This window comes from Mesorhizobium sp. WSM1497 (assembly GCF_001672455.2).
In the GTDB taxonomy this organism is placed as follows: Bacteria; Pseudomonadota; Alphaproteobacteria; order Rhizobiales; family Rhizobiaceae; genus Mesorhizobium; species Mesorhizobium ciceri.
Genome location: NZ_CP021070.1, coordinates 6,506,180 through 6,527,456, shown reverse-complemented (window position 1 = coordinate 6,527,456; position 21,277 = coordinate 6,506,180). Strand labels below are relative to the sequence as shown.

The following is a 21,277-nucleotide window of genomic DNA, read 5'->3' as shown; positions in this document are numbered from 1 at the left end:
GTTTGCGGAAGCATATTCCGTTCGTTTGACTGATTTGGTTGGCGTCTCGACGGAACGGCGGAAACGTCTATGTTGCAGACCTATTTGTGGACTGCACTCGCTGACGCATATGATTGCCGCTTGTTTGATGGGCGGCACCGCTGTCTATGCAAGTTCGCCCTCGCGACCGAATACACTCAATCCGTAAAGCCTTGGTGCATCACCTGTTGATAATTGCTCCAAAAACGAGTCGCTGGAGTGCCTACCGCAAAAAAATGTTACGATGGGACAAATCACGAACAAGGAGATGAAAATGTCTGAATTTGCAGCGGGTGATGTTGTTCAACTGAAATCCGGGGGTCCTCAAATGACTGTTGAGCAAGTAGGCAAGACGAGCATGACGGACGAGGACGGCGTGTGGTGCGTGTGGTTTGAAAAAATCGGAAACAAGCAAGTCGTTCAAAGAGAAACTTTTCCGCCCGTGGCGCTGAAAAAATACGAACGCCCCGCCACCGGATCGATTGCGGTGCACAGAGCCTAACCATGATCCGCGCAGCGTTTATCGGAATCAACAAACATCTTGATCCGCTTGCGCGGGAACTGAGCGGCGCTGTGGGTGATGCTTCGACTATGTGCGCGGTGCTGTCGGATTCTATTGACCGGTTTCAGCCAACGCTTATCACTGACCACGACGCGACTTATGCGAGGGTTTCGGCCATCTTTGACGATGTGCTCGACGGTGCATCAGAAGATGACGTCGTCATCCTGTTTTTTGCCGGCCACGGCACGCAAGACCACCGATTAGTTTTAACGGATACGCGCTCTGACGACGTTCCGGGAACGACAATAGACATGACGGAGATTGCCGCGAAGTTTCGGACTTCGCGAGCGCGCGCTGTCCTGCTTTTGCTAGATTGCTGCTTTAGCGGTGGCGCGCCGGCACGCGTTCTGGATGTCGGATACATTCCGCGCGCAGCGGGGATGCCGCTCGCCGAAGTTGGTGGACAGGGCCGTATTCTTTTCGCTGCATGCAATCCAAACGAGGAGGCCCTCGAAGACCCCCAAACACGCCACGGTCTTTTTACGAAGGCGATTTTGGATTGCATACTGGAGAGTGATGGGCCGGTGAGCGTGGTTGCGATGGTGGACCGCGTTGTGCAAATGGTCCGCGCCAACGCAGCCCGATTCGGTTACGAACAGACTCCGGTGATGTTCGGTCATGTCGAAGGAGAGCTAACCCTGCCGAAAGGTATGCGCGGTAAATGCTACCGCGCGCTCTATCCCGAAAGGGGCACGGTCACTGTTTCAGGTCCAATTGGGGAGCTTTCGGCCTACGGAATTCCTCAGAATGCGCTGAACGCTTGGAGCGATCGTTTCCCCGCCGGTCTGAATTCATTGCAGATCGCCACTGTGAATAGCCATGGCGTGCTCGATGGAAAATCTCTTCTCGTCGTAGCGCCGACAAGTGCCGGCAAAACGTTTGTCGGCGAGATGGCAGCACTGAAAGCAATCGGCGAGGGAAAGAAGGCGGTTTTCCTCCTCCCTTACAAAGCGCTGGTCAATGAAAAATTCGAAGATTTCTCTGCGCTCTATGGCGACCTTTTGAATCTGCGCATCGCCCGATGCAGCGGCGATTGGCAAGATCAGGTTGGCGACGTTCTAAGGGGCAAGTACGACATAGCCTTCTTCACTTATGAGAAGTTTTTGGCTCTGTCAGTTTCCTCTCCGCACATCCTTCACCAAATCGGTCTGGTGGTGATTGACGAAGGACAGTTTATCACAGAGCCGGGTCGTGGGATGGTTGTGGAGCTAATCCTCACCAATCTTTTGAGCGCACGCGAGCGGGGGATTGCACCTCAGTTGGTGACCCTGAGTGCGGTAATCGGCGACACAAACAACTTTGAGCGCTGGCTTGATTGTGAACTTCTCCTTACGACCGAGCGTCCGGTTCCCTTGACAGAAGGTGTCATTGATCGGAGCGGCGTGTGGAAGTTGCAGCGTCCTAATGGTGAGGTGGAGGTCGCGCAGTTGTTCGCACGCTGCGAGATACGGCAGCGCCGGGATAAGCCATCTTCCCAAGACGTTCTCGTACCGCTGGTTCGGCATCTCGCCGGTCAGGGCGAAAAGGTCATCGTCTTTCGTAACGCGAGAGGACCATCCGCCGGTTGCGCGGAATATCTCGCGGCCGAGTTGGGTTTGCCGCCAGCACAAACAATCGCGGACATGCTGCCGGGAATGGATCGTTCGGATATGTCCGAACGCCTTCGCCGCGCGCTCAACGGCGGCGTTGCCTTTCACAACGGTGATCTTAATCGCGAAGAACGCATGATCGTGGAGAGAGGCTTTCGCGACCCAAACGGTGGGATTCAGGTTTTGGTGGCGACAAGCACCGTAGCTGCCGGCGTAAACACGCCGGCTTCGACCGTCATCGTGGCGGAAACGGAATTTCGCGGAGTGGAGCCGCAGCCTTACACTGTCGCTCAGTATAAGAACATGGCGGGCCGTGCAGGTCGCCTGGGCTACGAGACAGAAGGCAAAGCCATAGTTCTCGCCGACACCGGCATGGAGCGAGAGAATCTCTTCCGGCGCTACGTTCAGGGACGTCCCGAACGCATCCAGTCTTCCTTCGACGAAAGAAGCCCGGGCACGTGGGTCGTTAGACTTCTGGCGCAGGTAAAGGATATTCCAAGCAATGCAGTTGTCGATCTGGTGGCAAACACCTATGGAGGATTTCTTGCCTCGCTGAGAGATCCCGCCTGGCGCGGCAGCATGTCAACCCGGCTCCTCAATTTGATGACGAGGATGCAGCACGATGGGTTGATTGATGAGCGCGATGGAAGGCTGAGGCTAACGCCTCTAGGGCGCGCCTGCGGCGAGTCACCCCTCAGCTTGGAATCCAGTATGCAGGCTGTTGAGCTGCTACGCCAATTGCCGCCGGATTCGATAGGACTAGAGACGGTTCTCGTTTTATTGGAAGCGCTGCCCGAACGCGATGAAGACTACACGCCTCAAACAAGACGCGGTGAGCCGCAACGGCAGCAACAAGTTTCGCAACGCTTTGGCCAACATGTGGCGCGTGCCCTATGGCATCGTGCGGAAAGCGATGTGAAATATTACGGTCGCTGCAAACGTGCGCTCATCGTTTCGGACTGGATCGAAGGCGTTACAATCACGGATATTGAGACTGGCTACACCACCAATCCGTTTTCGCCCATTCGTCATGGCGACATAAGGGGTTTTGCTGACGGTACCCGCTTCCTGTTGGACTCGGTGCTCCGAATAGCTGCGATCGTTCTTGGTCGAGCTGATGATCCCGATGAGGTGAGTACTTTGCTTAAACGCCTTGACCTTGGAATACCCGGCGCAGCCTTCTCCTTGACTGAATTACCTATCGTCTTAGCGCGCGGCGAAATCCTCGAGTTGTGGAAAAACGGATATGGAAGTCGAGAGCAAGTCGAACATGCAACCGAAGCCGAACTCGTATCCTTGTTGAACGCGAGAGGGAATATGTTGTACGCCGCATTGCACGAGGAACTTGCTATCACTGGGTCCTGAACAGCCTTCGTATGGCTGCGGTCGATAGGAAGGCAGGGGTTGCGATGGCTTTTTCACGCCCGCTCCAACCTCATTTGGCCAACAGATCGCGATGCGGCAACATGGCATGTAATGATCATCACAAGACCGATGACCGTGCCCAGATTTTGCCCTGAGGAAGAGAACGCGACCACTCCCCTCAGATAGAAATGACCAAGCCCTGCTCGCCTTGGGCAGGAAACACGCAGTGGTAATTGAAGCGGCGCATTGTCTCGGGGTCGTTCCAGATCGTGGTGTTCTCTTGCGCATAATTGAAATAGAGAACCTTTTGACGCACCGGGTCATTCACAAGGATTCTTGCGATAGTTTCGGGATCGGGGTGGTTGTGGCGCGAGCCATCCGTCGAAAAGGCGAATGCCGTGCAATCGAGAATCCTAAGAATCTCTGGCGAGGTATTGGCCTTGCTGCCGTGATGGGAGACTTTGAAGCAAGCGAGGGGATAGGGTTCGGCCTCGCTCGCTCCGAGCTCCCGCAAAGCGCGCTCCATGATGCCCGGATGGGCATCGGCGCCCAAAAGGACGCGGCGACCGCCGAACTCGGCAATGAAGGCGATGCTGCTGCGATTAGGCGCGGCGGTGTCTTCCTTGAAGCGTTTGGAGGCGAGTTGCTCGACGTCCAGCCCGGACAAGGGCTCGCGGCCTGAGCCAGGTTCGCCCATTCCGTGGTCAGGGTCGAATGGGCGGAGTCCATTGGCTTCAAGTTCGTCCATCCAACGCGGGATCAGCGCGGCAAGATCTGCATCGTTGGGCGAGAGTAGGCGAATCGCGAGCCCGGCGAAGCTAATTTCGCCACTTGCCTCCGGGCTCCCACGTGAGGCTATGCGGCTGGCGAAGCGGGAGTTCCATTTCCAATTGAACTTATCGATGCCGGACGAAAGCTTTTCGCCCTGCTCGGCGTTGAGTGGCTCGGTTTCGAGACCCGCTGTAATGCGGTCACGCGCTTCGACAAGCTGATGGTAGGCATTGAACCACACCTCTTTGGGATTGAACGGCGCCGCCGCCTCGCGCACCAAAGGCATGGCTCCTTCGATGTGATCGGCATCGATGTGGCTGATTACGAAGAGTTCGCAGTTGCTCATCTCCTTTAGCGCAGGCCGGGCAGTGCCGTAGTCCTTTGTGCGGCCGAGATCGACCAGGGCGTGATACGAATGGTCCTCATCGCCCCAGGCGAGGACAAGCGCATCGCCCTCAGACGCCGGATTCATGGTGAGTGTGAACATTGAGCTACCTCATGGAGTAAGCTTGACCACTGTGAAGGCCTGTTGCGGATCGACGCGAGCCGCGACCCGCCGGACCAGCCCTCGCTCCTCTGAAGACTCCTCCTGCGACCCAGGAACCGATTCAAGACCGCGGGCCAGCCAGTCGCAGGTGAGCGAGAAAAATGGCACGCCGCGGCTGAACCCTTGTTCGAGCAATTCGGAGATACGATCGAAGTCGGGCGACCTCTCGGTCATCAGGCGACGCGCCAGGATAATAGGCCCGTCGGGGATTTGCGGAAACCGGTTGGTGATGTTCTCGAGCCATTGCCGTGGCACAAGCTCCGATGCTCCGGCTCCCACTGCGATTAGAGCACCCGCCACGGCCGCAAGCGGGTTGGTCATCTTGCTGCGGACGGCCTCGCGGACCTCTCCTTGCATGACCTTGAGAACCTCGGAGCCACGCTCGAAGTCGCGCGAAGCGAGGAACGCCAGCAGGCCGGACCATCGGTATGACTCGACGATGCCCGACGTCGCGGCTCGCCCTTCTGCTGGAGCGGCGGCGACGATTAGGTGAGCGGACCATTCGTTTGGGTCGCTCGGCCGGCCCAACTGCGGCAGAAAGGCCGCTTCGATGCGGGTACCGAATCCAAGGACGGCCCAGAGCGGCCCGCTGCGCTGCGTGTAGGCGTCCTCGAAGACCAGAGGATTGTGCTCGGGCACATCAAAGCGAAGAAAGTCCCGATCGCCCGCTGCCTCCCGCAAGGCGGGTGTTCGCGGGCCTGCCGCACCTAGGCGGGCTGCGTCGCGCGGCTTGGCCATTACCCCGACGAGTTCGGAGAACGAGGGGGCCGGCATTGAACGGGCGACACTGGTGACCGTCGGTCCCCTAGGGTTGAGAGGCTGCTGTGGAAATCGAGGTGCGCTGACCGCGTCTGGCCCCTGGGATATTGAGGTGCTGGCAAGAAGCGCGCCGGCTAAGGTCGCATACCCCAGCCATTCATGCAGGGAAGGGCCGCTGACAATCAGGCTATGGACACTCGCGCCTTGCTCGGCTTGGAGTTCCCTGCTGACGCTCGTCCCGTCGGGAAGCGTAATGACGGCGCTGTAGGCACCCGGCTCGACGTCAAGGCGCAGCTTTTCGCGAGTGCCGCCGACTACTGGTTTCAGTGGACCGGGGTTGTTGCCGTCGCGCCGCGACAATGCGACGACGAAGCCGGCCCCTACCTCCGCTGCGGCAGTAAACTCAAAAACCAATTCGGCGCCGGGGCCGCGACGCGGGACTGGCGAGGCGGTTTCGACGGTCGGTACCGCTCCGATTTCGACGAATGCCACGGGAGCGCGAGGGGTAAGTATCTCTGACCCAAGAGCCTTGCCGTCCCGATCAATTGAAATCGTCACTGTCTTCAGTTCTTCGAGGTCAAACTCCGCGAAGAAGGGCGCGGCCTCGCCCGCAGTTTTCGTAGACACGACCTCCCGATGGTCTGAGATGACGGTGCGACAGCGTGGCCATCGGGCTCGATCGGAAAGACTGACATAGGTTTTCACCCGATCAAGGCCGCCAGGATAGGTGATCGCAAAGCTTCCAGCGGCTCGGCCCGCCGGCGTCTGCAACGACCCGTCTGGTCGAGCAAAGAGCCTTAGAAACTGAGTGAGCCGGTCAACGAGAATGCCGGGTCGAACCGGCCAGCGTGCCCCCGACACGTCGGCCGCGGCACCGTTGAGCGCTCGGAGCAAACTGTCGGTGAAGACAGTTGTCTTATCGCGCCGACCGTCGGCCTCCTCATAGAGGCTAGTTGAGCAGAGCGCCCATTGGTGGCGCGTTCCACCGTGGTCGTCCCGCGCTCGTGAAAGCGAGATCAGCTTGGTGCCGAACTCCTCTTCGGCAGGCAGCCCCAACGAGGTCTTCAAACGGCAGCAATCGAACAATAACAGCTGCGACGTCGGCACAGCGTTCTCGAGCGCTGTAATGAACTGCTCGATCTCGGTCATTCCGGCGGTCTGCTCAAGCGGGTCTGTGTCGTAGTCTTCAAGTAAGAAGGCTGTCCTCCGACCGAAGCTCTCGCCGTGGCTTGAAAGGAACAGCACCATCACGTTGTCCTTGTGCGTATTGGCCCGCTTGACCCAGTCCTTCACTGCAGCCTTCACCTCGGCAAACGTCGCTCGTGGCACGGTTACGCTTGCATATTGGGCGCCAGCCTGCCCAGGGGGCGTTTCAGAGAGGGCCAGTGCAAGGCTCCCGAGCGGCCGCTCCGGGTTGGTGAATCCGGCCTTCTGATCGAGAAACCAGTCGGCGATAGCGCGTGCCGAGATCGGCGGTGAAGTAACCGGCTTCAGCTTCTTGCTCTGAAACGCGCCGACGCCAATGATCATCACATGGGTCGCGGGCCGTCGGTCGAAAGCGGTATCCACAAAGACGAGACCCTTGTCGCGTTCAGCGTTGTCGTCGCTACTCATCAGTCCCCCAGTTCCATTTTGGTCCGGACGCGCCGGCACGAACTATCAGTCTCAGGCGGCTGGCGTTTGCCCCTTCACCAACACAACCTGATCAAGGTCTATCCCCGATCGTGACAACGACTCGAGCAAGGAGGCGTCGTCCAGCAGCAAGGCGTCCTTGAGGCCAAGTCTGGCCTGCTGCAAAGCCATCCCCGCCGGCTGTCCCTCAGCGATCGCTGCATAAAAACGCACTGCGAATACCCTGGCGCCAATATCCCCGACTTCACCACGCATTCCGATAATAACAGGGACCGTTTCGAGCAGCGCTTCGGCGCCGACGAGACTGTCGCACGCATTGAGGACAACGAGAATCGGTGGCGTTGTCGTTGCCGCCAGCAGATCGGCAATCCACTGCAGCGGTATCGGTCGTGCTTGAGTACTGTGGACAAGCCCGTCGTCAAATAGCAAGGCGCCCTCGGCGGCATGACCCGAAAAATGGATAACATGCGGACGTCGTTCGTTTGTCCCATCGATCAGATCGGCGAACGTCGCTGCCGGAAGATGCTCGAGATCGATGAGATCGCGATGCAGCGCACTCTTGAGTGCCTTGAGAACGTCCCGCACCTCACGGTCGGTCTGGAGCCAGCGGCCCTCCTCGACGACTGACCCGTCGTCGCGCTGGTAGATGCGTTCGGTCGCTTCGGGATTGGCTGTGACGTAGAGGACTCGGAGCCGTTCGGGTTTGGGCTCGGGGATACGCGCGAGATGCGGGGCCGACTGCAGGAGCCCGTGAACCTGACGCGCGTGAGTGAGTTCCTCACGTCGGCGCTTCTTGTCGGCGCGCTCGCGTTCCTTGCGCAGGTCTTCTTCCGCGCTAGCGATCGCTGCCTGCTTCCTCGCTTGGTCCTTGGCGTTGCGACCGATTTTCTCGGCGACCGCGGCAGCCTTCTTACCGGTTTCGGTGGCCTTGTGGTCGAGTGACACAGCCGAGCGGAGATAGGAATTGATCGACGACGCATTGCGGGACCGCGCCGCCGACTGACGCTTCGAACCGGCATCTTTCCGCGCCAAAGCAACTGTTGCCTCGTGCCCGGCGAGTTCCTTCCGAAGCCGCCCTTCCGATTGCTTAAGCCGAGCGAGTTCGCTGCGCAGGCTATCGATGCGCGACATTGTCTACTCCGAAATCAGAATGGGTGCGGTCGAGCCAAGAGCAAGGGCTGGCCGGGGGCAATCAAACCGTGGCGCCTGAAACATCGGACCTAGGCCTCCTCGCTTCCCTGGCTCGCGTTTCTGAGGACAAAGTTCAAGTAATTCCGCTCAGAAGGCGGCAGAGTTGGCTGGTTCATGCAATTCTCCATCACTGCTCTTGAACTGGAAGCTAAACCGTATGAACTTGCCTACCAATTGTCGACCCACGAGGCGACGTATGGTCGATCAAGGCGACGGGGTATTCTGCTGAAAGTTCGTGGCGACCGAACAGCGTTCGAGCGGGCCGCGGCATTGGCGCTAGGAAGCGCAGCTCCGCCGAGAAGATCCCAGCGATCCCATCGGCAGGTGGTGGCGGCAGCGGATCGCAAGAGACGTCGGCTCGAATCGGTTCAGGCGAACACAGCTCGCTTTAAGGTTAAGCTCGCGCCTCACGACGGGTACATTGCTCGGCATGCGCTGCATTGGGGATTAGCGTGGCTAAGACGGAAATCGACGCGAACGGAAGTGGGCTAAAAAGCCTTATTGGCTCGCTCAAGGCCAGGGCGAAGCGTACCGCTGGACACTACCGTAAGGAAGACACGGGTATCACGCCCGAAGAATGGCCCAGGGACGCGGAGGTCGAGCTGATTGAAAGCCTTGTGCGGGAGAAGGCCAGACGGGTGACCGGAGGGGATTCCAGCCAGCAGTGGAAGGGGTGCCGTGAGTTCGCGCAGGCGATCAGAGATTCGCGCAACCCAACTGTCTCGCGTGAACATTTCGGGACGGAGGAAGCGCAGCGTCGCTACGAACGCGCAGAAGCCGATTTCTTCGATGGTATCGCGCTCTGGGCCGACAGTACAATGGACTATGTGACCTATCTGAGCGCACTAGCTGTCGAGACGGCTACGAAGCTCCGGATACTCTTTCTAGCGGCCAATCCCTCGGACAGAACTCGGTTGCGGCTCGACAGGGAATTGCGGGACATTCGAGAAGAGCTGGCAACGGCAGGATACCGCGAGCGGTTTGACCTCCAAGCACGCGGAGCAGTCCGTGCCAAGGACATGGTGCGGGCACTGCTTGAGCTCGAACCGGCCTATGTGCACTTCTCCGGCCACGGTACTGCTGATGGTGCAATCTGTGTGGAAGCATCCGATGGCACGAGCCACGAAATCGACCCCGACGCGTTGGCCGCGCTGTTCGCGGCGGCGGGCGAGAAAGTCCGGTGTGTCCTGCTCAACGCTTGCTTTTCTGAAAACCAGGCTCTTGCGATTGCCCGGCATGTCCCCTTCGTCATCGGCATGCGCACGACAATCAGTGACGAGGCGGCGATCGCGTTCGCCACCGGTTTCTACCGAGCACTTGGTGCCGGAAAGGGCGTCCCGGTCGCATTCGAATTGGGGATTGTCGAATTGAAACTGTTTGGCATCGCGGAGCACGAAACGCCTGTTATCGTGCAGTGTCCTTAGCCGGGTGTTCGCTTCTACAAGCCGCTTGAGCTCCCACTTGCGCAACACGATTTGAATGACCTCCGACCGCCCACTTTCATCTCTGCAGCAATGCTGATGAGCGCATCCTCAGTTGCGAGGCGCTTTCTAGCTCTTCAGCAAAGGATTTGCGCGTCACTGTCGGGTTTGGAGCCGTTCTCTGCGCAGTTTTGCTCTCTCCAACTCAGCGGCGATGAAGGGTGTAGCGTGTCTATCGCGCGCCTAGTGTTCTCACGCATCTCGAGGACGGTCGCGGCGCAGCGACAGTCAATGGCGGCTTTCAGTCAACCGCAGCGGCGGGCTTTTGGCCCAACCGAACTGTTGCCAGCGCAAAGCAATACGCGAAAGTCGCATCCTGTCAGGATTGCGGAAACCAAGAGGAAGCGCAAGCTTCGGGATATCGAACCTCGTTCATCCGTCCAACGTTGCTAAAGTGGCTTACGTCGGCCTTCGGCGCATCGGGAGGCGTCGGATGCTCACCCCTGAGGTATGGCGGGCAACGAACCTGACCGGTCAGTTCTTCCATTGAACGTTATTGATGCATCCGCGGCGGGTTTCAGACACTGGACCTGTCGCCATTTTCCTACGAGCGATTTCGTGCAACGAACCGTTCCTCGATGAGGCTGTGATCTAGACCATTCAGGCCGCCGGATACTCTTGCGATGACGCCAACTACGACGTTGAAATGATCGGTCGCATGTCACCCCGGCGGCTCAGGAAGGAGACGGCACGCTAGCCTGTGTGCCCACGTGACCTTATGTGGTGATCGACGCCAGCCAAGGAACAGCTCCATGGATGTGCGACCCGATGATTGTCGCAGCCGCGCTCAACGCCGGCGATGCAGGAACCTTGGCTGCGGCTCGGTCAGCCCTCGAATTGACTTGTCTTGGTCAAAAGCAACCCATCGCACCAAACGTGGTCTACGCAGCCCCACTCACAGGCGGCAGCAGCATCCGGAAAAAAACCACGTCCATTGAGATTTGCACTCGTGTTGCAGAGCAGCGAAATGCCCGTGAGTTTCTCGTACTCTATGAGAAGTTCTGCAAATTGGGTGTTCGGAAGCTCTTGAAACCGTCTGAAGTCGCGCAGTTCCGTCGAGATGGACGACCGCCGGGATTATTTCTTTCCACTCTGAACGGGTTCGGTGGTCGAACAGCATGTAAGGATCCGGCGTGCCGGGGTCAAACATGTCAGGTGCACGATCCTCCAAGCATATTGGCGCTACCGGCCGGAAGTGCTCTCGCACTTTGATCTTGTTGAGATGGTCCTTCATTTCCGGCGAAGTCGCAGCCGCCAGAATGCTTCTGCCTCCCAAGGCACGCGGACCAAGCTCTGCGCGGCCTGCAAGGAACACCACAGGCTTGTTGTCGGCGAGCAAACGGGCAAGATCTTTCAGACTGAAAGCAGCAGATTGCCAACCGGGGGGAATCTTGCCACGGCCCACATTCGGCCCGCTGTAGACTGACCAGTCTGACATCGAGAATTACGGCTTGGGGGGTACTGCCGCGCGATGTCGGCAATGCCCCCCCCCGTGTCCGCCGTTAGCACACGAAACCCGTAACCCGTCAGATATTCCGCGAGCATGGCGGACAGCCGCCTGTCTTCATCGACGATGAGGACCTGGTCCGCCATGCTCGTTTGTCCGCTCCGTTCGAACCTGTGCTCGTACAGAGCTTATCCGCGATCTTCGAGATCCCCGAAATCGTCGAGCAACTGCTCAAGCTGCTCGGCCGTCAACACCTCGGTGGCATCCAGCAGATCGGTCGTCAGCGCGCGCAAAGCCTCGCCGGCCCACTCGACAATCTCGGCGCGCACCTCCTCCACTGCGTCGGGATCGAGGGTTGACGCGCTGAGCAGCTCGGCGAGATCATTGTGCGCCTGGATTAAGCCCTGCTTGATGAGGCGAATATGGTTATGGACCTGGTCGGTGATCGCCGCCAACTCTTCTTCCTGCTCGGGCGTGATGTCAAGATCAACGAGCTTGGACCCTAAGTCATGCGCGCAGTAGCCCGTCCCATGGCGGAGGCCGGTCTGCATGTGCATGTCGGGTCCGCCGTGGCCGCCGCCGACGTCGAAGCGCTGCACGCCTCCGTAACCCTGGCTGAGCGCGCCAGAGACGCCGACGCTGGCAAGCGTGACGACCGCAATGCCGCCGATTGCGATGCGCTTGCCCCAGTTCTTCGACTTCGGAGTGCGGGAGAAATGTTGACGAAGTTTCTGCCACGCAGAGGGTTCAGTTTGGGGCATGAACATATTCCTTTGAATGTTGGTCGAGTGGAATGCCTGGATCAGTAGAACCGGCATTTGCAGCAGATAGGTTTGTGCCAGTTAGAAGGCAAGAGAATATAAGTATATTTCTAAATATATCCGACTATTTTTGCGCGAAACGATGCAATCGGGCATGTCGCCTACAGTTGAAGAGGCATAAGAGCCTATTGATAAGATAGTCTGACTTATTGTTCAACTTCTGGATTGATGTGATAGCGTCAGGAGCCGCGGCGACTCCACGTACCCCTTATGACTGCTGGGCCTGAGGGTGGCCCGTCATCCGATAAGCAACGGCCGAGGGTTAAGCCAGCTGGCCGGCGCAGTGCCTCATGCACAAGAGGCGGGCCATATGTGGATATTCACAAGGAGCGGATTTCGATCGCGGTGGCAGCGAGCTGACGCGGCGGATCGCTGGAATATTTCGGCGAGATTCCCAATGACACTGATGCCATCAAAAAGCTCTGCAACCGTCTGGGCATTCCGGCAAGCCGCTAGCGTTTGGCTAGGAGACCGGCGCGTGCGGTTATGGCCGTTATCGCCAACTCACAAGCCTGAGTCATCGCTGCGACGTGGTGGCGTCATCGCTGATTCCGAGGCGGCCGGCGATCGGGTGAAGATAAACCGTCGGGATGCCACCATGCTCGCCCGCCGCAATCGGGCCGGAGAGTTGACCCCCGTCTGGGTGCCCATAACGATCACGAAGCCATTCGCGACCTGATCGCCTGTGTAGCCCCGTCGTGCGACAGATATTGACGCGAGCGCATGAACGTCTTCGCGATTTCTGCTGCGTCACGGGCATAAGCAAGAGCGTGGGGCGGCCTGGCGAATGGCTTGCTGCCGATTGCTTTTGACATTGGCCTTCGAACATCCCGCTCAGCAGGTCGGATTCAGGACTACGTCGATGCCGTCATGATGCGGAACGGCGCCTGCAGCAGGTCCAGTAACAGATACTCAGCCGATCCCGGAATGAACCGGCGCTCGGTGGGTGATGCCTGCAGGCAATACGCGGTATCGCGTCAGCCAATGCCGTGGTGCTGGTTGCGGAAGTCGGCGACTTCACCCGCTTCTTCAATCCACGCCGGCTCATGGCCTACTTCGGCCTGGTCCCGGCGAGCAATCGAGTGGCGAGACCGTCTGGCGCGGGCCGCATCGCAACGGCCGGCAACACCCATGCCCGGCGCGCGCTGGTCGAGGGCGCCTGAGCTTACAGGATCAGACCGCATCGGCCGGCGCAAGGTCGACCCGATCGAAGCGCTGCCACACGTCGTTCGCGATCGGGTCGTTCCAGACGCGCCGGCGCGTCCAGGCAAAAATGCGGCCCGTCAGGGCGTCAAGTCCGCCTCTTGCACCTGATATCCGCAGTCCAAGTGCCTCGATCGCCGATCGAGTGGCGGGCCAATTTCTACGCCAAAGGCCGTTGTCAGCAATCATGACGGTGGAAGGAATCTAGCGCTTGGTGCCCGCGTCTGGTGTCGACGATGATTTTGATCGCGCACTCGATCTTCTTTAGGACTAATTTGCGCATGTACATGAAGCCAGTTCCCGCTGCGGCGAAGGTCGTGGCGCATGCTGCGCGAATGCCTCGCCGGCATGGCATCGTTCGTCCCGGCCGAAGACGAGCCCACGTCGACCCCGGAGCGGATCGCCGAGGAAATCGTGCGGCGCGTGTTTGCGGAAATGTCAGCGCTGCCCAGAATTGCCTTGGCTATCGGACGTGCAATAATGACGAGTGGAGCGTAGAGGATTACCCGCAATCGCGCGCCCCATGAACACCTCGGCTGGCCACTTGGATCAGATTCTCCACAATGGAAGGGCGGAAGGTGACGGGGGCAGGCACTGCAGGCAGCGAACGACGTGATGCTAAGTACGCGGACATTTGTTCACTAATATACCATGGGAAGTGAATAGAGGCGGCGCTCTGGCAAAGTGAGGCTGCGACACGCACTGACTTCATAGGAGACGCAGCGGCTTTGCTTTCGCACTGGAGCGCTGCGGTGAGCGAGCCTGTCGAGAATGGCGGCGGCCCCTGATATTTAGCTCGGCGATGATGCCATCTGGCAACAGGCGGTGATCAGGGTGGTTTGCGTCGATAGCGTTTCTCGACGATTTCGAACAGATGGAAGTGCTGCTCCTCAATGAGGGAGTGCGTTCCGAAGTCGTCGAGGATGAGGAGCCGCACGCGCGTGAGCTTGTAGATGAGGCGGCGGCAGCGGCCATCAATGCGGGCGAACGCAAATCCCTCGGAGAGCCGTAAAACGCGCAGGTAGAGCACGGAATGATCGAGCCGTGCCGCCTGACGGTCGAAGGCGCAGGCCAGCCATGACTTTCGATCCCGGTCTGGCCGGCGACGACCAGGTTCTGGTGCGCCTTAAGCGAAACTTAACGAAACAAGAACGATACCGATGGCATGGCGAAGCTCGCTGAGGCCAGCTTCAAAGCGGCCGCTTTGGCTCACCGTTTGATGTGGCGGCGAGGTTCAAATGTCCCCGTGGGGCAAAAATGTCACTTGCGCGCACGAGGATCAGCCCCATCTAACCGGCTCCCCCGGGTTGTAAGGGCAGATCGGGCGGGCGAGGGACACCAGGAGTGGGGCTGCAGCCCAAGCTTCTTTGAATAGCAGAAACCATTCTCCCAGGAGAAGGCATGTATAGGCAGCACGAAGATACACCAGGATGGGATCGGTCCAAGGCCAATCGACTCTATAAAGCATTGAAGAAACTTATCGTCGATTTTAAGGTGCCCCCCGATACGCGACTCGACCCACGTCTAATCAGCGTTACCCTGAAAACGAGCGTTACCCCGTTACGCGAGGCATTGATTCAGATCGAAACCGAAAAGTACATCGTCGGATCTCCTCGCAATGGCTACTACACAAGAAAGCTGGATACAAAGCAATTATCAGATGAGTATGGTGTTGCCAACGCAATACTTCAGGGTGTTTTCAGGGAAGGCCCAGATGAGCATTCCAAGCCGTGGTCGACGCTTCCTACGATCCCCAGCTCTAACGACTGTATTTTGTTTGGGGAGTTCCTCGAGGTATTTTATGAGAAGATCGCAGAGGGTGGAAACAATGGAAAAATGCTGGATCTCGTTCATGAGTTCAACATCCGAACGAGATATGTACGTCTTTTGGATTTGCAACGGCCGGAGCGTCTATCATGTATTATAACTGATATGAGACAGCTTGTAGAGCTTCTTGACAAGCAAGACAAAAATGGGGCGATCGCAAATATTGGTCGGCAATTCAGTGCGACAATTGAAACCGTCCCCGAGCTTGTGCTGGAGGGTAATCTTCGTGCCGGGGATACGAAAGAGAGCTGGTTGAAGACATTGCAGTCGAATTTCGACGAGAGCTGACCGGCGGTTTCCACTGAGATGTGGCTCTGGCTCACTTTTGCTGCTGTTGCTGCCGGCGCTTTTGCGGATTCCCCGGAGGATTAACTAATGCAACATCGACTTGCCCGCGCGAGCCTCGCGCCTGACGGATTGGCGCGGTGATTGATGTGAAGGTTATAGCGAACACCGCTCAAAAGCTTCGATCGCGCCAATTTTCGGGAATTTTTCCAGACGGGGGCCAGCCGGAGCGTTCAAAGTAGATATGTGCGTCGGCCCGCTGGCCCGCTCCTCGTCGTACGGACGAGCACACGCTGGTGCTGCTGCGGGGGCTTGCACCGCATACCCGACGCCGTCATCGCCGGCATTCTCAACAAACAAGGCCGCCGAACGGCGTACGGCACCGCTTCGGCGCGCCACGCCGAGGCTCGCCGGCGCACGCCCCCTCGTCTGGCGACAGACGTCACGGTCTCGCCCGAAAGGAAACTCTCCTCAGCGCTTCGGACAGGACCTTGGCCCAATCGACCGCGTGGTCCCCGGCCATGGGGTTCGCTACCTGCCCGGCATCGTGGATGCGCGCCCCAGGCCTTCATGGCTATTACCCATCCGGTTATGCCTGGGGAGCAGGGAGGATTTGCTCCACAGGTCAATAGCTAGGGCGATCGTCTCAGAAGCGACGCACATCCGGAAATGGTAGCACCTCCGCCTGTTGGCGGGGCTGTTTGAATTCTTCGAAGGCGACCGCCTCAATTATAGCGTCCAAGGCTTCACGCCCCGTCTGGCTCATCGGGTCATCACCACCAAGATAGTGGTACGCCCGATCTAAATGCACCCGGGCCGCGGAAAAATCGCTCTTCATTTAACCTCTCAGTAGCCGCCGCGTCAGCCCTCTACGAGGTCAGTGTCGCGCAACGGTGAACATACATAGGACAATTTGATTTAAACTTGACACAATCAGGAGGAGTAGCATGCTCGGACGATGACATTTTGCCAGAACTGTGCCGCAGTGAGAGCTGGCCTCGCAAGCCGCTGAGCAAGGATGTGGTCCCGAGGGACGGGAGGTGCTGCGCTCCCTCGGCACACACGGTGAGCTCGCTGGGTAGGGGTCGAGAGCTGTAATCCGTCGGTGGTCAGCACACCACTCGAAAGCGGGGCTTACGATTGGGGCACCTGATCCTAAACGGGCCGGGACTTCGGCGACCTGGTACTTCGCGGCAGCGGAAACCGGCTTGATTGGCCGTGGGGGCTGGGCGGAACAGATTTCGAGGAGCTCTGCGATAGCGTAGACAATGCGAAGGCTCGAGAACGTTTTAAAAAGCTCCCACACCGGGCCAGCGTAGCGTCTAACCCGTGTACTTCTGTGTGGTCGCCGTGCCGAGCCGCTCTGACGATCCCCAGGCAGGGCTCCGGCAAGATGCCACCGAGGACGCTGTACCATGCATCGGCGCCCGCGATCAGGGCCGCCGTGACGTTCCAGTCGCCGCTGTAGCCGATTGAGAATTCTTTCGGCAATATTTCTTTCTGGTACGCAAGTTGGCCTTCGATAGCATCGCCCCGGTCCGCTGAGTTTTTCATAGCGAGGATCTCAGGCAGCTGTCCCAGACGCGGATGAGTGCTGGCGTGAAGCGAAAATGCGTGTTTGCAGGATCGTCGTAGATCACGATCGGAAGGCCACTTTCGCGCGCCACTGTCGTAAAAATGCTCGAAAACCTCGTCCTCAGTGAGCGGACTGTAGGACAAAGCGGCGAAAATCCCGCGGCTGCGCCGAGGGCCTTCGCATCACTTGCATATTTTACCGCTTCATCGGTGCGCAAAGCGCCCACGTTCGCCTGCTTGAGATCGGTGATCAAATCGGCGCCCTGTGCAGCAAAGGTGGATTCCATCGGCCTGCTCGGCAGCACCGGCACTTACATGTATCTGTCACGCGAGGAACGCCGTCGGGCTTTTCCGAGGCGCTGGACGAAACGGGTGGACGAGTCCCGCTCGCGGTTTACGCCAAGCGATAGTGACGGCAGCGACGGCGTCTTCAAGTCCTACCCACAGGCGCATGAGGTCGTCGCCGACTGCTTCAGGCAAATGCGCGTCCTTGCAGATTAACTTGCGCGAGCGGGTCAGGCTTGCCGGATGATAAATGAGACGGTCAGCATCGCCAAGGCTGACTGCCCTGGTGATCAACGTGAGACCGTCCATCATACGGCGCGCGCCCTCGAACCCCGTTTGGAGAGCCAACATGCCTGAGCCGTTCGACATCTGTCTGCGCGCGATCTCATGGTCGGGATGAGAGCGGAGAAACGGATAGCTAACCCAAGCCACAGCCCGGTGCGTCGAGCGCCTGGGCGACCGCGAGCCCAGAGGCACTGTGACGCTCCATACGCAGCGTGAGTGTCTTCAGCCCGCGCAAGATCAGGAACGCGGACATGGGCGAGAGCGCTGCCCGGGTCGGATAGCGCAGGCCAGTTTCGCGCAACAGGTGCAATGTCTTCGCATCGCCGAGTATGACACCGCCCCGCGCATCGCCATGTCCGTTGATGTACTTGGTCAGCGAATGGATCACGATGTCAGCTCCGAGTTCCAGCGGACGCTGGAGGGCGGGCGAGGCGAAGGTGCTGTCGACCGCGACCTTCACGCCGCGAGAGTGGGCGTGTTTGGCAATGGCAGCGATGTCGAGGATACGGCTCAACGGGTTGATCGGCGTCTCGAAGAAAACGAGCCGAGTCCTTTTCGGTGATGGCCCCCTTGAGATTACTGGGATTTGACAGGTCGAGGGCAACGACCTTAGTCAAAATGCGGCAGGCCCTGTTCGACCATGGCGAGTGCATTGGCATAAACGGTGTTGTGGACGATGAGTTCGTCACCTTGCGAAAGCAGCGAAAGGATCAGCGTGCCGAAGGCCGCCATCCCCGAGGCGAGTACCAGCCCAGCATCGGCTCCTTCGAGATTGGCGAGCCGCTTTTCGAGGACCCCAGTCGTCGGGTTGTATTCGCGTGCGTAGAAGTCTTCCGCCAAGGGCTGCGGCGGCTTCGTTTGCTGCCACGCCTTCAAATCTAGGTCGATGTAAGAAACACAGGCGTCTGAACGGAATTGGAAAAGCCGGCCGGATCGTAGCCGTGATGGATGACCCGGGTGGCAAATGCGAGGTCGACCTCGTTCCGGAATGGCATTGATATTGCCTCGTTTTCAAGCGGATCTTCGGCGCTGGCCATCGGCTTTAGCCCTCTTGATTTCGGGGACAATGCCGTCACACTAACTCAGATGGAACGTTCAGTTGGCGATGAAAGAAATGGTCCAGCCTTCTCCTGCCGCTTCGACAGCTCGCCCTCAAGGTCTGGGCGCGCGCCAGATCTGCGAAGCTCTTCGCGAGCAGATCCTGGGCGGCATCTATGAAACGGGCAGCCAACTGCCGTCGTCCCGGGGCCTCGCAAATGAACTCGGTGTGTCGCGAACCACGGTGACGGTGGCATATGACCAGCTGGTCGCCGAGGGTTTCATTGAGGTCATCCAAGGCGCAAGACCTCGCGTTGCAGCTTCGCTAGTCGGGAGTAAAGCGACCAGCGCGGTGCCGAAACGGACTGGCCCGATTCACCTTTCCAGTTACGGCGAGCGACTGCGCGCCAGTCCGCCACGGTCCGACTACCTCCCCAACCGTCTCAAGGTCGATTTCCGCTACGGCGACCTCGCACCATCTGATTTCCCTGCACTGACGTGGAAGCGCGCGATGAACGCGGCGATGTCACAAAGTACCGGAAGGCTGGCCTATCACGATCCACGCGGCTCGCATCGCTTGCGCCAGGCGTTGCAGGGATATTTGTGGCGCGCCCGAACGCTTAGCTGCCGGGTCGAGCAGATCCTCGTCGTGAGTGGATCACAACAGTGCCTGGACCTTTGCGCGCGTCTGCTGCTGGATCCTGCTGACAGCTTCGTGATCGAGGATCCCTGCTATAGAATGGCGCGCCTGGTCTTTGCCAGCACAGGAGCCACTCCAGTGGCCGTCGCCGTCGATAGCGAGGGCATGAAGACGGAGCTGCTGCAGGAAATTCCGGCGCGGCTGGCCTATGTCACCCCGTCGCACCAGTTCCCGCTCGGCGGCGTCTTGTCGATTTCGCGGCGCTATCAGCTTCTCGAATGGGCTCGGCGCAACGACGCCTATATCATCGAGGACGATTACGATGGCGAGTACCGGTACGACATTCGTCCGGTGCCCCCGTTGCACAAGCTGGAAGACCGCAGTTCCGTGATCTATGTTGGGACGATCTCCAAGACACTGTCGCCGATGCTGCGCATCGGCTACCTGGTGGTTCCGGCCGAGTTGCAAGATGTCTTTGCGACGGCCAAGCAGCTTCTCGACAGGCATTCTCCGGTTGCCGAACAGGAGGCCCTGGCCTCACTTATCGAGAGCGGTGGTTATGAAAGCCATGTGCGACGCGTCCGCCGTCTCAACGGCGAGCGTCGAGAGGCGCTGCTTGCCGTCCTTCAACGCGCGTTCGCAGACAGTATTGTCATCGAGGGTGCTGATGCAGGGCTGCATGTCGTCGTCTGGTTCAAGGATCTTTCTCGCTCGCTGGAGGACATCCTGGTTGAAGAGGCGCGGCGGGTCGGGGTGGGCATCCATCCGATTTCATCACTATACATTCGAGATGAAGGCCGTGCTGACCGGATTGGACTGGTGATGGGCTATTCCGCCCTGACCATTCGGCAGATCGAGAATGGCGTTCGGCTCCTTACTGGCGCTGTTCAACGGGTAAAAAGCCTTGCGAGCACTCGGCAACATCCTCAATAACCGGCCTGACGGTGCACAGGCCTGGCTCGTGACCCCAGAGTCACGCCGGCAGCGATCGCAGACTGGATCAGCAAGACTTGCCATGACTGGCCCTGTCGCCCAGTCAGGGTCCAGGGCAGTACTCTGACCCTGCGACCTGGCGAAGAGAGTTCTCGACGAGACTCCTACATCCAGTGGAAGCAAGGCGCCGTGCGGCCGGCTTAAAGGAGAAAGCGTTGATGGATTTTCCGCTGATCGACGAGGAAATGGCAGAGATCGCACCTGACTTTCGCGCTATCAGCATTCTTGTTGATGCACAGGACAGTGCGCGAGGCGTCATGGCTCGAGACGTGTTGGGAGAGGCTTGCGATTTCGTCCGAGCGGGAGGACCCGCCTGGGGAGAAGCGCACTTAGCCAATTGGGCGGAGGCATACGTCCGATTCGGAGCAAAACCAAACCGGACGCCGTGCTCGGCGCACGCATTGAAAAAACGGGTGGAGAGGGACGGCCGCATCCCATCGATAAATCCTGTCGTTGACCTCTACAATGCAGTGAGCCTGCGTTTCGCAATACCCGTCGGCGGCGAAAATTTCGATGCATACGTCGGTAAACCACGGCTGACAATTGCGGAAGGAACGGAGTGCTTCCACACTGTTTTGAATGGCGAAGCGGTCGTCGAACAGCCTTCCAAGGGGGAGGTCATCTGGCGCGACGATCTGGCAGTTACATGTCGCCGCTGGAACTGGCGGCAGGGCACGCGCACCCGGTTGGAGACGGTGGGCGGCCGCATGTGGTTTATTTTGGAAAGCTTAGCAGCGATGCCGGAGGGAGCGCTCGAGGACGCAGCTAAGATGCTCGTGAGCGGTCTGAGAGAGCTTGCACCAGGGTGTAAGGTTTACGAACAGGAAATCACCACCGCAAAAGCCTCGGTCGCCAGTTCCGCCAGGCGGGTCGGTTGAGGAACGTGCCATCCCTGTCATCGCGGCTGAGCTGGCCTGCATGCGCGGCCTGATAGGCAGGCCGGCAGCACGGAAGCCTATCAGA

The 21,277-nt window shown here is 58.9% G+C and carries 14 protein-coding genes and 2 pseudogenes; 7 read left to right on the top strand and 9 right to left on the bottom strand.

Translation table 11 applies throughout. The features are described 5' to 3' along the window. The first annotated feature begins 292 nt into the window (after positions 1-292). Both A9K65_RS31785 and A9K65_RS31780 read left to right on the top strand, forming a co-directional pair. Positions 293-520, top strand: a complete 228-nt coding sequence (locus A9K65_RS31785; protein ID WP_084016088.1) for a DUF2158 domain-containing protein — start codon at positions 293-295, stop codon at positions 518-520. A 2-nt stretch (positions 521-522) separates the two neighbouring features. Further along, the gene (locus A9K65_RS31780) at positions 523-3,534 is read left to right on the top strand and encodes a DEAD/DEAH box helicase (protein WP_064994868.1); all 3,012 of its coding nucleotides are present in this window, start codon (positions 523-525) and stop codon (positions 3,532-3,534) included. A gap of 178 nt (positions 3,535-3,712) precedes the next feature. Here A9K65_RS31780 and A9K65_RS31775 read toward each other — a convergent pair whose 3' ends face one another. Genes A9K65_RS31775 through A9K65_RS31765 form a run of 3 tightly spaced genes read right to left on the bottom strand, consistent with a single transcriptional unit; the run spans position 3,713 to position 8,374 of the window. Next, positions 3,713-4,792 carry a hypothetical protein gene (locus A9K65_RS31775; RefSeq protein ID WP_064994867.1) on the bottom strand — a complete coding sequence of 360 codons (1,080 nt, stop codon included), beginning with the start codon at positions 4,790-4,792 and terminating at the stop codon, positions 3,713-3,715. 9 nt (positions 4,793-4,801) lie between these two features. After that, positions 4,802-7,225 carry a caspase family protein gene (locus A9K65_RS31770; protein ID WP_064994866.1) on the bottom strand — a complete coding sequence of 808 codons (2,424 nt, stop codon included), beginning with the start codon at positions 7,223-7,225 and terminating at the stop codon, positions 4,802-4,804. A 51-nt stretch (positions 7,226-7,276) separates the two neighbouring features. Beyond that, complete coding sequence (locus tag A9K65_RS31765) at positions 7,277-8,374, bottom strand: CHAT domain-containing protein (RefSeq protein WP_064994865.1); 1,098 nt, start codon at positions 8,372-8,374, stop codon at positions 7,277-7,279. A 512-nt stretch (positions 8,375-8,886) separates the two neighbouring features. Between A9K65_RS31765 and A9K65_RS31760 the strand changes: the two genes are divergently transcribed. Then, complete coding sequence (locus A9K65_RS31760) at positions 8,887-9,858, top strand: CHAT domain-containing protein (RefSeq protein WP_064994875.1); 972 nt, start codon at positions 8,887-8,889, stop codon at positions 9,856-9,858. A gap of 882 nt (positions 9,859-10,740) precedes the next feature. Here the strand turns inward: A9K65_RS31760 and A9K65_RS31755 are convergent. Together A9K65_RS31755 and A9K65_RS31750 are read right to left on the bottom strand one after the other, a co-directional pair. Further along, positions 10,741-11,347: pseudogene (locus tag A9K65_RS31755) on the bottom strand (carbamoyltransferase C-terminal domain-containing protein); the annotation flags it as partial. A 203-nt stretch (positions 11,348-11,550) separates the two neighbouring features. After that, positions 11,551-12,123: a periplasmic heavy metal sensor gene (locus A9K65_RS31750; protein ID WP_064994874.1), complete on the bottom strand. Its 573-nt coding sequence runs from the start codon at positions 12,121-12,123 to the stop codon at positions 11,551-11,553. Positions 12,124-13,136: 1,013 nt separating this feature from the next. Here A9K65_RS31750 and A9K65_RS31745 point away from each other — a divergent pair. Beyond that, positions 13,137-13,346, top strand: a complete 210-nt coding sequence (locus A9K65_RS31745) for a transposase (RefSeq protein WP_084016086.1) — start codon at positions 13,137-13,139, stop codon at positions 13,344-13,346. A gap of 869 nt (positions 13,347-14,215) precedes the next feature. On the opposite strand, the gene A9K65_RS31735 is transcribed toward A9K65_RS31745, so the two are convergent. After that, entirely contained in the window at positions 14,216-14,461 is a 246-nt protein-coding gene (locus A9K65_RS31735) for an ATP-binding protein (RefSeq protein ID WP_280952669.1), read from the bottom strand. A gap of 326 nt (positions 14,462-14,787) precedes the next feature. On the opposite strand from A9K65_RS31735, the gene A9K65_RS31725 reads away from it, so the two are divergent. Beyond that, entirely contained in the window at positions 14,788-15,501 is a 714-nt protein-coding gene (locus A9K65_RS31725) for a GntR family transcriptional regulator (protein ID WP_064994861.1), read from the top strand. Positions 15,502-16,144: 643 nt separating this feature from the next. On the opposite strand, the gene A9K65_RS31720 is transcribed toward A9K65_RS31725, so the two are convergent. The 3 genes and pseudogenes from A9K65_RS31720 to A9K65_RS31710 all read right to left on the bottom strand — a co-directional run bounded on the left by A9K65_RS31720 (position 16,145) and on the right by A9K65_RS31710 (position 18,638). Further along, on the bottom strand, positions 16,145-16,336 hold the full coding sequence (locus A9K65_RS31720; RefSeq protein WP_013533545.1) for a hypothetical protein: 192 nt from the start codon (positions 16,334-16,336) through the stop codon (positions 16,145-16,147). A gap of 712 nt (positions 16,337-17,048) precedes the next feature. Further along, positions 17,049-17,360: a dihydrodipicolinate synthase family protein gene (locus tag A9K65_RS35470; protein WP_140688030.1), complete on the bottom strand. Its 312-nt coding sequence runs from the start codon at positions 17,358-17,360 to the stop codon at positions 17,049-17,051. Between the two features lie 37 nt (positions 17,361-17,397). Next, positions 17,398-18,638 (bottom strand): annotated as a pseudogene (locus tag A9K65_RS31710) (aminotransferase class I/II-fold pyridoxal phosphate-dependent enzyme). A gap of 110 nt (positions 18,639-18,748) precedes the next feature. Between A9K65_RS31710 and A9K65_RS31705 the strand changes: the two are divergent. After that, the gene (locus A9K65_RS31705; protein ID WP_064994856.1) at positions 18,749-20,254 is read left to right on the top strand and encodes a PLP-dependent aminotransferase family protein; all 1,506 of its coding nucleotides are present in this window, start codon (positions 18,749-18,751) and stop codon (positions 20,252-20,254) included. A 215-nt stretch (positions 20,255-20,469) separates the two neighbouring features. Next, complete coding sequence (locus A9K65_RS31700; protein ID WP_176479568.1) at positions 20,470-21,192, top strand: B3/4 domain-containing protein; 723 nt, start codon at positions 20,470-20,472, stop codon at positions 21,190-21,192. Positions 21,193-21,277: the final 85 nt, after the last annotated feature.